The following is a 16,182-nucleotide window of genomic DNA, read 5'->3' on the forward strand; positions in this document are numbered from 1 at the left end:
TCTCAATGGGTACGGAGGCTGTTTTTTCGCATCTCACTTCAGTGAAGCATGCCAATAAAGAACCCCAGATACCCGGCCCTGCTTAACCATATAAAGGGGCTGGTAAGGCCGGATCGCCGGATATTAATCAACTCTCTCATGGGGGCCAGGCCATCATTTTTGATAACGACATTTTTTGCACAATAGCGGCAATGCATAATCAGAAATAAAATTCCGGCGATCGCAAAACCAAAATAACTTTCGCGACTTCCCCAAAAATGAGTGCTTAACTTTAAATAAGTTAATCCCCAGATACTGACTAAGAAGACGATAAATGAAGATGCTGCAATGTTCATGTCTCGCTTACTACCCAGACCAAAAAAGAGCGCATCAAAGAAAAACATTGTGGTAAGAGGTGACTGAACGCTTCTTCCCGTCACTTTACTAAAACGGACAAACACGACAGTTCCGATGAAAAATGCGAACAGCGCAATTCCTAACAGCAGATAAATCATTTGATTAGTCCTTCATTGCTTTCTGACATGCAGCCCCACTCGGATTGTCGGAAAAAGACGCCATATCAACACCATGCTGGCGTATCCTCGCGGCCTGAACATCTTCGCTACCGCCGAGTAAATCATCATCAGCAATAATAAATTTTTTAAAAGAAAGATACAAACAACCTATACCAACAATAAGTCCACCAAATGAAGCACCCTTAATAATCCTCACTAACTCAAAAAATATTTATCTCAAAAGGAATATTACGAATGAAATAGAGACGGATTTTGAAAAAATAAGCAAACAAAGCAATAATTTCCATTGTTAAAATCAGCGCCAGCAAAATAAAAGATATTAACCACCTTTTTTGTTCATTTTACCGCTCAATTCTTGTTGTTAGCAGCGGCAATTTGCCGAGGCCCACGGGCTGTTTTTCGCATCTCGCTCATGCTATCTATCCTCGGCGACTCTTTTTCCAGCGATACTCATGCACTTTGTTTTTTAACCACACCCCTACACCTAATATTAATCCTGTAACACCCCCTTTTATTAATGAGATATGTAATGCCTTTTTCCATGAAAAAAAGAATTCACCATCGTTAAAATAGAAAATTATTGACACTCCGAACTGGCATGCAAAAAGAACAATAGCGACTAAAACAGTACAGTACATAACCAAGAAAAGAAGCCAAAAGATACCAACCTTACTGAAGATGCTCATTACTTCTTCTCCCGTTTGTCTCACTCATCTTTTACCACTTTTCCTGGAAATTCAAAAGCAGTAGAACCTGTTACTACACCAATAACATTCTTTGTCACTTGATCAGCTACTGGAGACAATGAACCAAAAACTTTTCCTCCTAAACTACCAGCCGCACTTCCAAATCCACGACTTATCAGAGTGTTATTCGGGTCTTTCCTTTTAATCGCACTGCCAAGCGCAGCCCCAATATTGATTGCCGCTGATACTTTCCAGCCTTTCCCCGTAGTTGCGGCAGATGCCACTCCCAGCATAATGGCATCAACGGGGAGCAGGTCAGTGAGAAGCAGGCTATCGTAAAATAGCCTGCCGGGATGAGTTCAGATATTTCCAAACAGTATTGCGTAACAAAAAAACGCCGCAGGAGCTGGGATCTTCTCAAGCCATCATATTGGCTAAAATTTGGCCTATATCATTAAGTAAGGCACAGACATCTTCTTTAGAAGCCCCAATCCTGGTTTCAAATTCAGGAACAGAGATACCATTACAGATTTCATTTAAAGCTGAATTCAGGATCAATAACTCATTTTCATCAATGGTTAATTGAGCTTGTTTCCCAGCAAGAGATATTACATTCATTCATGACCTCAAATTATCGAAGTACGCCCTACCGTTTACAGGCCTAAAAACGGTTCCACCATCTGATGTTTAGGATTGCGTAACCTGGTCGTTTTGGAGTACCGTCGCGGACGGCGGTACTCCAAAAACACATCTTGTCTGGAAGTGAAAAAGGTAGAGCAAAAAAATCCCGCGGACAGTTGGCTGGATTTGTACTCACACAGGTAGCCGAGCAAGTAAGCTATTTACCTTTTCCGTATCTTCCGGGTGAAGCAGCAAATACTTTTCACTTGCAAGTCGTACGTAGTGATAGCAGATTTCTTCACTAACGATAGTAGTATCTGCTTCAGAGGGAGGATAACCAACAGCAAATTCAACACCTTCAAAATGTTCACTTTCGTCATAACTTTCCATATCAGGAAAGAAGCAGTAAACCCCATCTCTTATAAATGAATGCTTTTTAATAATACTTTCAATAGACATCAAGAAAACACCATCATTATACATGAGGTCAAAGTAAGTTTTTATAACCACGTAAGGGTCTGATTTTATATAAGGTAAATCAAATAAAAATTTCATTCATTTAATCCTATTTGGGATGAAAGTTTGTGACTCGACCTGTATTTTTTTCGAGATAAACTCTAAAATTCAACCCGCCAGCTGTAGCATCATATGCTGACTGACCATTGCGCATTGCATCTCTTTACCCTTTCATTGCAGCCTCTTGCCCAAGATCTAACATTACTTTGCCAGTATATATTTTCGGATCATAGATAGTTTTCTTTACTGGACTTGGTTTATATTCTCCAGTTAAATTCCCCGCGCGATCTTTGGTAGGAGCTAAGTATTCAACTTCAGAAATACCTTTAACATTTGTAGGTTTCTCACTTACGATTTTTACGCCATATTTTTTAACGGTATCATAAAACGCATCAGCATTATGCCCACCTGAGATCCCACTCTTTTGCGTAAACCCATCAACCGTTGCCAGATGTTTTGGTTGATCAATTCTGATACTCATCCCATCAGGATAAGTGATTGTCGTCATGCCCTTCTCTGTACTGGTTTTATATGGCAGCGAATTTCCGCCATACTGACCGCCAGGATACTCTACATCTTTAATATCCTTACCCGGTTTTACTGAATACTCGCCATCGCCTGCAGTCCATGTGATCGACGGATTTTCAGGAATAACTTTGTCTACTTTGGAAGTGACTTTTGCAACAATCTTCTCTGTCAGAGCCGTACCTGTTTTTGCAACACCAACACCACCGGCGACAGCAGTAATGAGATCGGACATGAGTTTACACGCCTCAAGACCTGCATTGTACGCACCTCCCGCACCTGCCCTCTGATACTCTGATTCCATCAGATTGATACGATCAATATAACTTTGTTTAACGGCATCCGACATCGTACTGGACATGTCGTCGCTCGTGATTAATTGCTTAATCGCATCATAAGTGGCGGCAGGATTTGTGACGGCTTTCGATAAACTCTCGACGGAATCACTAATCCCCTGAGGAACACCAACCAGCATACCAGCCCCGTAGGCGGCCTCAAAGGTTGGGTTCTTTTACTTAATCAGTAGACTTGATAATCTATCCTTATTAATTTCATCTGTAGTCACTAAGACAGCCTGAATACTTGAGTCAAGATTATCTTCATCTAGCCATGAAGCGTCTTTTCTTTTTAAATGGAATTTTATTGTTGGCAGTAATGTTTCATCATCCAACGATATAATAACATTTAGAACCCCAGAATGGCTTTCATTCCATTCCTTAATCATTGAATTACAAAAGACAATAGAATGTTGAAGGTAATTTTCACTTACGTAATCTTCTATATGGATAGAATTTACAAAACACTCCAAGGCTATTTCATCTTCAAAAGAATCAGGTTTAACCCCCCCACAATAACCGAAGAGTTTTTTTGATAAAAAACAACTAAATAACTCCACAAAACCCTGCTCAACAACTTCGTTTAGCTCGTAAGGAAGAGTAATTTTCCTCATATCCTCCCAACATATGGATTCTAGTTGAGGGAGCATTAAATAGTTAGCCAGCATATCATTTTTCCCCCAGATATTTAGTCATACCTTTATCTATAGCATTTTTGAAAGCCGAGTCTTTCAACTTATCATTCACACTTTTAGGTGCATCAGGGAAAGTTTGTGTGACAGGATCATAATAGTACTTGTTGTTACTATTATCTTGATAATGTATTTGACCCGCTCTCTTTCCTGGTGCTGGGTTCTCAACATCAATTCTCTCTTTGCCTTTTCCCATCCACAATGTCTTGCTTGGAACTGTTGGGCCATTTATACCAAGCATTACACCTTCTTTATTTAAGGTGTAATTAGGCTTGGTGACCTTACTAATTCCCCCAAACGCCGCTGCCGCCGCACCAGCTACAATATCAGCCTGAATCGCATCCAGACCATAATCTTTCTGAAGGGCTTCCGAGACTTTGTTGGTTGAAATAACTCCATCGGCCTGGATCTGATGCATCCATGTTGCAGTAAGATCATAAGCCATCTTTGCCGGAATGTCCTGACCCAGTGCTTTATCCAGCGCATGCTTCACCGCCATGCTATCAGCCAGCACATCACCATATTTCTGCTGACAGGTCGCCGGATTGGCCGCACAGTAACTGATAAGCTGCTGTTGCTGGGAGGTACTTAATTCCTCATACTTTCTGATAATGCCATCACAGTCACCGCCGCTGGCCTGACAGGACTTCATTTCAGCAGACCAGGCATCTATCTGTTTGCTGCTAAGATAATTATTCTCAACCGTCGTTTTGCCCGCCTGAGCCGCCGCTACCGCATTCGCGCTGCTGTCTCCGACAAGCCCGCCAGCCAGACCAGAAGCCAGTGTCGCCAGCGCAGATACCGCCTGTTTTTCTTCCTCGCTCAGTTCGCTGACCTGTTTGCCAAAACCGTCAACTGCAATCTTACCAGCCAGCTCACCCACCGCTGCACCGGCTGCGGCCGACGCCGCATCTCTGCCGGAAGCGGTTGCAAGTGCGGCGTTGACAACCGCATGGGCCAGCACGCGTCCCTTAAGATCCTTCTCCGGGATGGCATTCGCGATGGCATTGGCGATATACGGCGCGGCACCGCCCGCAATCGCAGCTTTAATATCGCCACCTGCCAGCGCCTGAATGGCCGCCGTTGCTGCCGTGATGGCGCGCTGGGTGCTCTGCCCCGTTCCCATGCCAGACTGGTTAAACGCTTCGTTATAGAAGGTCTGGTACATCTGGTCATGAATCGCCTGATCGGTAACCTCTTTACCGTCTTTTTTCAGCTGGCTAATGGCGGCGTTACGCGCATCGCTGCCCGCGGTTTTCATCTTCTCGTTGGCCGCTTCCGTGGCCGCAATCTTGCCGTTGGTGCGCGCAATATCCGCAACCTGATTGCCGATCTCGCCAATCATCTGCGCGGTTTGCAGGCGTTTCTGCTCTTTCTCTTTGTTAAAGATCGGGTCGATGCTGCCGTTGGCATGGTCTGTGTCACGGCTGAGCGTGCTGACGTCCAGCTTCTGGTTAGCCTGGTCGCGAACAATGATAGCACCGTCAGCTACCGCTGATTGCGTGGTCCCTTCAGCATGGCCGCTGCCGCCCATTCCTGCCAGCATTGTGCTGGCCATGTTGCTAACCAGATTACCCGCAACCCCGGCGCCGCTGCTGAAGCCGACACCCTGATGTTCAACCTTATACTCCGCCTTATTGTTGATGTCCGTAAAGCCCAGCGTACCGGTCTCAAGGCGGTTTTTGTCTGCATCAGCACGGCTGGCAATCACCGCACCGTCCAGCTGCGTATGGTTGCCAACGTTAATATCAAAGCCGCCTTTGCCAGCGAAGATCCCGGTCTGCTCCTGGACCGAGTCGTAGTTGCTCTTCATCTTATCGCGGCTGATGCTAAAGCTGCCGCTACCGCTGCCCGCTCCCCAGGTGTAGCTTGCACCCGCATTCATACTCTGCTGTTTGCTGTTGTATTTGTCGCTATCCTGCAGGCTGCTGAGGGTCAGGTCGCGCCCGACATCCGCCGTGACCTTATCGCCGTTGACCTGCGCGCCTTTAAGCACCGTATCGCGGCCGCTAGTCAGGTTGACGTTCTGTCCGGCATCCAGCGTCGTTTCGTTCCAGGAGGTTCCATTGCCTTTTTCGCTGCCTCTGGCGGCGTTTACGCTGGCAGAGACGGTGATGCCCGCACCATTCGGACCGGCGGTAATACCGATCCCGATTGAGCCACCCTTGCTGGAGTTACTGCCCGTCAGTTTGTTGGTGTCGGCTGCACTCGTCAGGTTGATATCCTGAGCCGCATTGAGCGTCAGATCCTTGCCAGCCTTCAGCTGGCTGCCCGCCACGGTAATATCACCACTGTTGGCAGCGTTGCCCTGACCTGTCGCCGTGATGGCGAGGTTACCCCCGGCATTCAGCGTGCTGCCGGTCGTTTTGTCCTGCTCCGAGTGTGAGGTGGATTTAGAGGACTGTCCGCCAATGGAGGCCATCACGCCGAACGCGCCATTGTTGGTGGGATCGCTGCCGTTAGCCGCTTCAGCGAGACTGTTGGCCTGCACGGCCTGAACACCCGACAGTGCCGCTTTGGTCGCCTGCAGTGCGGCGAGACGGCCATCGCTCTGGTCTTTCACCGCCATTGCCGTGCTGGCCGCAGTGTTCACCGCGTCACCCACTGCGCCGGAGAGGGCAATCGTCAGGCCACTGCTTTTCTGCTTGAAGGTTTGATCGCTGGTGAGCCTGTCGTGGCCCGGCTCGATCGTCACGCTGTCTCCGGTGAGCGCCATATTTTTGCCAGCCACCAGATCCGCGCCGCCGACATGCAGCTGATTACCGGCGGCAATATCAACGCTCCCCCCCGTCGAGCCCACCGTACTGAAGCTCTGGCTCTGGGTGGTGCCCTTCTCACGTAGATCCTGGGTACTTTTGCTGCTGCCGATGGTGAAACCAATCCCGCCCGAGCCCATCAGGCCGGATTTTTTCTCTTCCTTAAAGCGCCAGGAGGTGTCGCTGTTCGTGGCCGCCACGATATCGACGTTGTTGCCCGCCTTAAGCTTCACGTCGCCGTCGCCCGCCACGGCGGATCCGTTCACCAGCAGGTTATTGCCCGCAACGACCTGCACGTTATCACCGCTCAGCAATGAGCCAGATTCACGCGTCGCGCTGTTCTCCTCGATAGTGTGGGTGGTTTTCTTGCTCAGGAACCCTTTTTTGGTTTTGGTCTGCTCTTTGTAGTGATAATCGCTTTCGGTTGCGGTATTGAGAGTGACGTCGCGGCCCGCCGCCACGCCGATATCGCCCTTCGCCGTCACCTGCGCGGCTTCGGTGGTGACATCGCGCCCGGCGAGGATTTGGGTATTCGCCCCGCTGGCGATCTCGGTTCCCTGCTGGCGTACCGATTCGTTGATGACGGTTTTCTTGCCTGACTTATAGCTATCGCCCTGCGTGGTCTCTTCCGCCGCCAGATTCACGTCGCGACCCGCCTGCAGCCCGACGCTTTTCTCTGCTGCCAGCGCGGCGGCCTGAGCGTTGATATCCTGCCCGGCCTTCAGCACCAGGTTATCGCCTGCGGAAATCGTGGTGCGGTCGAGCCCGGTGCTGTGGGACTCGCTTTTCCCTTTACGGCTGCTTTCGCTGGTCTGTGCCGCGTTCAGATTGAGATCGTTGCCCGCGCTCAGCCCCGCGCTGCCGCCCGCCTTCAGGTCGCTGGCGGTCACGTCAAGGTTGTGCCCGGCGTTCACCAGCAGGTTGCCGCCCGCGGTGACGTTACTGCCCTGATACGTGACGGACGAACGGCTGGTTTTCGCCCGGCTGGAGCTGAATGCGTCGTTGATCTGATTCGCGTTGACGGCAATATCGCCCCACGCGTTCAGCAGCATATCGCCGCCGGAGGCCAGGTTCGCCCCGGTAACGGTGATGTTTTTCCCCGCCTCAAGCGACAGGCCATCCTGCGCGGTAATAGACGCCGTGTTGCCCAGCAGGGTGTCTTTCAGGCCGATCTTGCCGTACTTCCCTCCGGCGTTGATATCAATCTGCTCAACCTGGGTCAGGTTGTTGATGCTGCCGTCCAGGCTCTCCAGCGCGACCGTTTTGCCGCTGATGGTGGAGCTGATGTTATTGATATCGCCGATGGCACTCAGGTTCAGGTCGCCGCCCGCTTTCATCAGGCCGTTGTTGAGGTTGCTGATGCTGTTCTGGCTGTCGAGCGTCAGGCTGTTTTTCGCCAGCAGCGAACTGCCGCTGTTGGTGATGTCGCCGCCCTTCAGGGTAACGTTGTTACCCGCGATTACGCTGCCGTTATTGACGGTGACGTCCTTCGGTGACAGGTAGAGTTTCGGCACCATCACGGTTTCGCCGTTGACGGTGGCTTTCTCCCACCACAGCAGGCTGTGGTCGAGCGCGGCAATCTGATCGGCGGTCAGCGAGACGCCAAACTGCAGGCCCAGCGACTGCTGCGCCGCCGCCGCGTTATCCATCAGATAGCGCATCTGATCCAGATCGGAACCGATGCCGTTCAGGTAGCGGTTACCGGTCTGGTTGAGCACCACGTTGGAGACATAGCGGGTATCGAACGCCGCATCACCGAGGAAGCGGTAATCGTAATCCGGGTTCAAGTTGAGTCGGCCGAGCATGTAAGACGAGCCGAGGAACTGCTTCTCGTCGGTAAACGCCAGCCGCGTCTCCTGCGGCGCCGTGGACGACGGTTTGACCCCGAGCATCGCGTTCAGATCGGCAAACAGGGCGGGATCAAGCTGTCCGAGACCGTTCAGTTTCGGGTTGATGCTGATCAGGTACGGGCTTTTCGGGTTATCGGAGAAGACGAAATAGCCGTTGTTGCCCGACGGCAGCGGGTAAGCGCTGGTATCGACGCGCTGGCCCTGATAATGCCCGACGGCTCCGCCCTGAGCGGTTCTGAGATCGGCGGTGGTGACCCCGGCGTTCGCCAGTGCGCCCAGTTGTCCGAGGTTCGCGTTGCCTTTCTGCCTGGTGCCAATGTCGCTGAGAGGCGTGCCGGACGCGCCGCCGTTTTCCAGCGCGCCGCCGCCGTTAAGCTGCTGCAGCGCACCCTGGAGCTGATCGTTCCACTGCGGCGAGTTCACCGCCACGGTGCCGGTCGTGTTCAGCCCCTGTTTTTGTACGCCGCTGCCGACGCTCTGGTTGCTGAGGGTGTTCAGCGACGGCGTGGAGATGACGTTGCTGACGCCACCAGCATTGGCGGTGGTATTAGTGTTGCTGATGTTGCTGGTGAAGTTTGCGGTAACGTTGCCGCCCGCCTGGATGACGGAACGATATATTGTTCCTCCGGATCCTTCGTCCCGATCATCACCCTGTGCAACATAGTGAATGGGGGTCTTCTTATAAACATCTGCGTCGACCGACGCGGAGGGATTTGCTTTACGATTATATTGCTCACGGTCGGCAACATATGTCCTGTAACGCGTCACCGTACCATCAGTCCATGACTGATTTTGCAGAGTCGTACCAGAAAGGAACATATCTTTCGCGGCAAGCAGAGTACTGGCATTATTTTCCAGTTGTCCCGCCTGAATGACCATCCCCTGGGCTGAACTAATCCGTCCCGCTCCACCATTTGCGGACACAGTTTGTGTCGTTCGTAAAATCGCAATCTCTTTCGCCGGACTGTTTTTCATCGGCATCGGAGTAGCTATATCCCTGCATGTAGGACCAGCTCCGTGCCCAGGACTGCCACCGCCGCTGCAGGATTCCATGACGATATAGCCATAATCGGTTCCCGCGATCAGCTCAGAAAGAGGGATATCCGCATAGCCGTCCTTCAACCACTTGACCTGCTCCATCAGGTTTTCGGTTTTGCTGTTAAGCACCACCAGACCATCCCTTTGGTTCAGCAAATGCCCCGTCTTGATCGCAATATCCCCATTCTGCGTCTCAATATTGCCCGACGTATTCACCACCTGGCTGTTCGCATTTCCCGCCGCATCTCGCTGCATCCACAGGTTGTTCCCCGCCATGATGTCGCCGCGCTGGTTGGTGATGCTGTCGGCAAACAGCGCCAGATTATTCGCCGCGTACAGCAGCGCGGTGTTGACGATGGCACCCGGCGCGCTCAGGGTCAGCGAGCCGCGCGTGCCGGTGAAGCCGTCCACGGTAATATTGCTCCGGCTGGCCACGGTGATGTCGCCCCCGCCCTGCACCGAGCCCGCGGCGTTCAGCGCCACGCTGCTGCCGGAGAGCGTACTCGAGCCGCCGCCGGTGGTGATTTGTCCGTTGTTGCTGAGCTGCCCGCCCGCATTCAGGTTGACCGCCTGCCCCTGCAGCACGCTGCGGTTATCGATGTCGCCGCCGCTGTTGATGGTGAGGGTTCTGCCTGCCGCCACGGCGGTTCTGCTGGTAAACGCGTTCGTCAGCTGCAGCGTTAAGTCCCCCAGGGACACCAGCTGGCCGGTAAGGTCCAGCCCCCGGCTCTGCAGCCACAGGTTTCCGCCGCTCAGCAGCTTGCCGCCCGCGCTCTGGGTTACCTGGTCCGCGCCAATATTCAGCTGCGTGTTGCCGAGCAGCGTGCCGCTGTTGTTCAGCTGGCCGTAGTTAACCGTCAGCTGTCCCGCCTGGGTGGTGCCCTGGCTGGCGAAATTGGTGCCGGTCAGGGTGGCGCGATCGGCCACCCATGTGCCGCCGTTGGTAGCGTTTGCCGCATTCAGGATCAGGTCGGTGGCCTGCAGCCAGCCGGTGCCGGTGAACTGCGGCGTGCCGAGCGTCAGGCGCGCGCCGGAAAGCAGCCTGCCGTCGTTACGCGCCTGCGAGGAGGCGGTCACGCGCGTCTCGCCGCCGCCCTGGATCAGGCCGTAGTTAAACAGCGCGGGTGTGGTCAGCGTCAGCGCATCGCGGCTGACGATTTCGCCCCCGCTGTTGTTGGTCAGCGTCCCGCTGAGAGCCAGCGTCGTGCCGTTATCGCCCTGCAGACGTCCGTTGTTGGTGAGCGCCCCGGTGGTAATGCCGAGCGTGCCCCCCTGCATTTTGCCGTCGCTGGTGACGGAGGCCGCCGTGATGTTCAGCGCCCCGCCGGACAGCAGGGTGCCGCCAGACTGCTGGCTGACCGCGCCGGTCTGGCTGAGGGTCAGGCCATTCACGCCGCTGATGGCGCCGCTGTTGCTGAGCGTGCCGCCTGTCAGCGTCAGGTTTTTCGCCGCCCACTGCCCCTGGTTCGCCAGCGTCGCGGCCTGCAGCGTCGCCGCACCCAGCGCGGTGATCCTGCTACCTGCGGTTCCGGTGAGCGTATCGGCCAGCGTCATCTGCAGCGCGTCGGCGCTCTGCACCGCGCCGCTGTTGGTGAGCGACCGGGCGTTAAGCAGGATGTTCTGTGCCTGCCAGCTGCCAGCGTTGGTCACCGCGCCGGACGCAATCGTCAGAGTACCCTGGGTGAGAAGCTTACCGCCTGCGCCGTTGATCAGCTCCTGCTGCGGCGCGGCCATCGCCATGCGTGCCATCAGCCGCTGCTGCCCCTGAACGGTCAGGCTCTGCAGACCGGTTAAGGTGCCCTGGTTGTTAATGCTGTTCTGATGCAGCGCGAGGGTGTTCCCCTGCACGGTGCCGCTGTTTTTAAGCGTGCTGCCGCCGAGCGTCACATCGCCCTCGCTGAGGAGCTGCCCGCGGTTATCCAGCGTCTGTGCGGTGATATCCGCCCGGCCCTGGCTCATCAGCGAGCCGGTTGAGGTCAGCGTGCCGCCGGTCGTGGCCGTCAGCGTTCCCTGGCTGAGCAGAGACCCGCCGTGCGCCCAGTCGCTGGCGCGGATGTCCGCGCCGTTCCCCTGCAGCGTGCCCTGCGTGGTCAGCTGGCCTGCATCCAGCGTCAACATGCCGCCGGAGAGGGTGCGCGAGGTCGCGCCCGTGGTCAACGTGGTCCCGGTGAGCGCCAGGCCATTCGTTCCCTGCATCAGCCCGCCGTTGTTCATATCGCGGGCAGTGAGGGACAGCGTACCGCCGGTGATGCGCCCCGGGTTCGCCAGGGTATCCGCGGTGAAGGCGGTCGTGCCGCCACTCTGCAGCAGCCCGGTATTCGTTAACGCCCCGCTGAGCGTGCCGCTGAGTCCCGTCTGCCCGTTCACCGTGCCGCTGTTGGTGAGGGTGGTGCCGGTCATGCCCAGTGTGGCGCCCTGCAGCGTACCGGCGTTGGTCAGCTGTCCGCCCGTCAGCGTGAAGCCGCCGCCGGAGAGCCATTTACCGTTCAGCTCGTTGATAAAGCGGTCGGCGGTGGCGTTAACCGCGTTGCTGCCCTGCATCAGGCCGCTGTTGCGCAGCTCAGTACCGCCTGCTGTCAGCGTTTTGCCCGCCACCGTGCCGCTGCTGGTCAGCGTCGTCGCGTTAAGCACGGCATCGTCGGTGGCAACGATGTTCCCCGTGTTGGTCAGGGCATTGCTCAGGCCCAAATCCAGGCTCTGCGCCTGAATATCGCCCCGGTTCGTCAGGTCGCTGCCCCGCAGGGTGAACCCGCCCTTCACCAGCAACAGGCCAGCGTTATCGAGCGTGTCGAGGGATAAGTTCAGAGGACTGCCGCTCACCAGCTGCCCGGTGGCGCCGTTGCTCAGCGCACGGGTGGTCAGCACCAGCGTGTCGTTGCCCTGAAGAATCCCGGTGTTGTTCAGCTGCGCAGCCTTCACCGTGAGGGCTTTCCCGGCCAGCTGGCCGTCGTTGAACAGCTGGGCCGCCGTCAGCGTGAACAGATTCTGGCTGAGCAGGGCGCCCGTGTTATCCAGCCTGCCGGTCGCGGAAAGCGTCAGGGCGTCCAGCGTCTGAACGCTGCCCTGGTTATTCAGGCTCCCGGCGTCAAGCGTCGCGCTGCGCCCCTGAAGGCTGCCCGCGTTGCTGAGGGTTTGTCCGCTCAGCGTCAGGCTCTCGCCGCCCGTCACCTGGCCCTGAGGCTGGTTCGTGAAGGTGTTCCCGGACCAGGCCAGCGTGCTGCTGCCCTGAAGCAGGCCGCTGTTCTGCAGGTCGCCCCGCAGGGTCAGCACTTTCGCCAGCAGCTGGCCACGGTTATCGGTCCTGTCGGCCTGGACGTCCAGCGCCTGCTGGCTGAGCACCTTACCGCTGTTGGTCAGCGTGCCGGTCACCGCCGCCGTCACGCCCGTTTCCCCCAGCGCGTTACCGGTGTTCATCCACTCACCGGTGGCCAGGTTCAGGGTGTTGCCCTGCAGCAGCCCGGCGTTGTTCAGGGTGGTGTGGTGCAGGACGAGCGCGCCGCCGGAGAGCAGCATACCCGCCTGCTGGTTAGTGAGCTGTGCCCCCGTAGCCGTCAGGGAGTGTGTCCCCTGCAGCGTGCCGCCGTTGGTCACCGACGCGCTGTTAAACTGCGCGTCGGTACCGGCCATCAGCCCGCTGTTCGTCAGGCTGGCGGTAGTCAGCGTCAGGCCGTCCCGGGCAATTACCCGCCCGTCGGCATCGTTGCTGGCCTGTCGGGTCAGGTTCAGCAGCAGCGCGGTGGCGCTGAGCTCGCCGCTATTGGCCAGCGTTTCACCGCCGAGCGTCAGCGTTCCGCTGCTACGCAGCGCGCCACGGTTAGTGAGGTCTGCCACACCGAGCGTCAGCGCCGAGTCCCCCTCGACGGTGCCCTGGTTTTGCAGGCTGTTCGCCGTGATGTGCAGGTCGCTGGCCGCAATATTGCCCGCGTTAGCAAACGCAGTGCCGTTCAGGGTGAGCCGGTCGTCCGCCAGCAGGCGTCCGGTATCGGTGTTGGTCAGGCTGAGGTAGTCGCTGCTCAGGCTGACGCCGTTGATTTCACCCTGGTTTGTCAGCGTGTCGCCCCGGAGGCGCAATGTGCCGTCAGTGGTGATAAGCCCGCTGTTAGACAGCACCGGAATGTTCAGCGTTAAATCCTGCGTGCTGTAGACCGATCCGCCCGCGAGGTTTGTGAGTGACCCGGTCTTCAGGCCGAGCAGAGTGGTCCCCTGCAGCAGTCCGCTGTTCTCCACCGAGGCAGCGTCCAGCGCCAGCGTACCGGCAACCAGCGTACCGCTGTTGGTGATGCGATCAGGAGCCGTCAGGGTCATGCGATCCGCTTTTGCGACGCCGGACTGGAGGATGTTCTGTCCGCTGAGCGCGATGGCGCTGGCGGTAAGCTCTCCGCCGCTGGTCAGGTCGCCGGTCGCGTTAAAACTCAGCGCGTTACCGGTGGATTTCCCGGCGTGCGCAATCGTGCCCGCCGTCACCGACAGAGCCCCCTTCGCCGCCTGCGTGCCGTTCAGCGCGGCATTCTTCGCCTGCAGGGTAAGCCCCTGCCCGCTCTGCAGATGCGCATCCTGGCCGGTGGTCAGGTCGCCGGTGCTGACGGTTAATGCCCCCGCCGCGTCCGTCTGCCCGTTCAGGCTGGCGCTGCGGGTCGCGGTAATCTGAACATTGCCCTGACTGGTGGTACGGGACGCCTGACCGCTGGTCAGGGTGCCGGTCTGCGCCGTCAGCGCCGTCGCGCCGGACAGGGTGCCATTCTGTTCAAGCGCGTCTGCCGTCACGCTCATCGCCCCGTCAGCCAGCAAGCTGCCGCTGTTACGCAGGGTCTGCTGCGCCGTGACGTTTGCATTGCCCTTCGCGCTCAGCGTGCCCCGCTGTTCCAGGGTACCGGTGCTTAGCGCCAGGTTGCCGGCGCTCTGCAGGGTACCGCTGTTAGTGACCGTCTGCCCCTTCAGGGTGACGTCGTTACCCTGCACCGTGCCGCCGTTTGTCAGCTCTCCTGCGTTCACGTCAAGGTGGCCTTTCGCTGCCAGCTGGCCGCTGTTGGACACCCTGTTGCCGGAGAGGGCAATGTCGCGCCCCGCATTCACCTGCCCCTGATTACTGACGGCGCTGCCCGTCAGGCGGACATCGCCCGTGGCATCGGCCCGGCTCTGGCCGTCCATTACCAGCTGTCCGCCGCTCAGGGCCAGATTCTCTCCTGCCGAGACCGCACTGGCCGTGGATGACAGCGTGCCGCCGCTGCTGAGGGTCGCGCGGGTATCGCTACCGCTGCGGGTATTCGTCAGCGTGATATCTTTCCCGGCCGCCACGCTGAGCGCGCCTTTGCTGGTGACGCTGCCGCCGCGCTGCGTCAGGCTGCCGTCGGTGGACAGCGTGGTGTCGGCCTGGCCTGTCAGCGTCGCATCCGCAAGCGCTGTGCCCTGTTTGCTCGTGACGGTTAGCGCCCCGCCCTGTGCCGACACGCCGCCGCCGTTTACGGTCAGGGTATCTTTACTGTCCAGCGTCGCCGCGCCGCGGGAGACCAGGGAGGTATTGCTGAGCGTCATCCCCTGCCCGCTGCTCACCGACAGCGCGCCCGCGCTGTTTGTCCCGCCGCCCGTCGTCTGCACTTTCCCCGCAGCGGAAAGGCGCATATCGCCCTGGCTGGCGAGCGTGCTGTTATTGAGTTCCACATCCTGCGAGCTGGTCACATTCAGCGCGCCCCCGGCCTGATGGCTGCCGTTGAGGACCACTCCCGCGCCATTCGCGGTAATCGAGCCGCTGGCCAGGCTGTTCGTGACCGTCAGTTTCCCGCCCGCATCCAGCTGAATATCGCCCTGGCGCGCGGTGAGGTTGCCGAGGTTCACCCCCACGCCCGTCTCGCTGGAGACCAGGCGGATACGGTTGGCATACATCCCGCCGAGCGCGCCGGTATCCACGGCCACCACGGGCGCGGCGCCCTCACCGGCAATCGGTTTGACGCTGCCGTCTGCGCCCACGCGGTTCGCCCCTGCCGTTACCGTCAGGTCGTTCGCATGTATCGCGGCGTTCACTTCCGTCGCGCGCGCAATGATCGACAGCGCGTCGCTCTTGCTGGCATCCAGCCCCTGGCCTTCAACCGTGATGGCGCCTTTCGTCACCTCCAGCGCCTGCAGGTTACCGCTGGCGTCGAACTGCGGTTTCCCCGTGGTCAGGGTGACGTTCGGGGTGTTGATAAATCCGCACCCGTTACAGGTAATGCCGTACGGGTTGGCCACCATGACGTTTGCTGCTTTACCGGCGACTTCCGTGTAGCCCTGCAGCTGCGAGCGGCTGGCGCCCGTGACTTCGTTGATAATGCCTTTCGCTTCCCGCCCGGCCTGCAGGTTGGGGTTGTTCTGGATAAGCCCGCCCAGCTGGGTCTGGGTTAAACGGTCCGTACCGTTGTTGAGGATAAGCCCCTCTTTGCCGACGTTATACTCACCGAACTGGTTATGCGAGATACCCGCCCCGTTGGGCGTGGCGATGTTGACGACCGGCACCCCGTTCCCCGCCCGATCGACCGTGGTCTGCCCGGTCGGCGTCAGCGCCGCCGCGACGGCAGGTGCCATCGGCTGCCAGACCATTAAGCCGCAGACAATCCAGCTGATCAGACGCTGCGAGAAACGAACGGGTGGGTGACGGGTATCCATAGTCGTAGAGTC

At 57.0% G+C, this 16,182-nt stretch carries 7 protein-coding genes and 1 pseudogene; all 8 read right to left on the minus strand.

Annotated elements, in window-relative coordinates; translation table 11 throughout:
• Positions 1 to 38: 38 nt before the first annotated feature.
• Positions 39 to 494 (minus strand): hypothetical protein, encoded by a 456-nt coding sequence (locus LJA86_RS18465; RefSeq protein ID WP_008500120.1) that lies wholly within the window; start codon positions 492 to 494, stop codon positions 39 to 41.
• 440 nt (positions 495 to 934) lie between these two features.
• Entirely contained in the window at positions 935 to 1,201 is a 267-nt protein-coding gene (locus LJA86_RS18470; RefSeq protein ID WP_196352869.1) for a hypothetical protein, read from the minus strand.
• A gap of 20 nt (positions 1,202 to 1,221) precedes the next feature.
• Positions 1,222 to 1,494: a hypothetical protein gene (locus LJA86_RS18475; RefSeq protein ID WP_196352870.1), complete on the minus strand. Its 273-nt coding sequence runs from the start codon at positions 1,492 to 1,494 to the stop codon at positions 1,222 to 1,224.
• Between the two features lie 124 nt (positions 1,495 to 1,618).
• Entirely contained in the window at positions 1,619 to 1,819 is a 201-nt protein-coding gene (locus LJA86_RS18480) for a hypothetical protein (RefSeq protein WP_071530939.1), read from the minus strand.
• A gap of 195 nt (positions 1,820 to 2,014) precedes the next feature.
• Positions 2,015 to 2,377, minus strand: a complete 363-nt coding sequence (gene cdiI / locus LJA86_RS18485) for a ribonuclease toxin immunity protein CdiI (RefSeq protein WP_196352871.1) — start codon at positions 2,375 to 2,377, stop codon at positions 2,015 to 2,017.
• Positions 2,378 to 2,387: 10 nt separating this feature from the next.
• Positions 2,388 to 3,359: pseudogene (locus LJA86_RS18490) on the minus strand (CdiA family toxin C-terminal domain-containing protein); the annotation flags it as partial.
• A 15-nt stretch (positions 3,360 to 3,374) separates the two neighbouring features.
• Positions 3,375 to 3,866, minus strand: coding sequence for a hypothetical protein (locus LJA86_RS18495; RefSeq protein WP_229226556.1), 492 nt, complete (start codon positions 3,864 to 3,866; stop codon positions 3,375 to 3,377).
• A gap of 1 nt (position 3,867) precedes the next feature.
• Positions 3,868 to 16,170: a contact-dependent inhibition toxin CdiA gene (gene cdiA / locus LJA86_RS18500; protein WP_229226557.1), complete on the minus strand. Its 12,303-nt coding sequence runs from the start codon at positions 16,168 to 16,170 to the stop codon at positions 3,868 to 3,870.
• Positions 16,171 to 16,182: the final 12 nt, after the last annotated feature.

The sequence above is a fragment of the Enterobacter sp. TCD1-1 genome (assembly GCF_020567405.1).
GTDB lineage: Bacteria > Pseudomonadota > Gammaproteobacteria > Enterobacterales > Enterobacteriaceae > Enterobacter > Enterobacter quasiroggenkampii.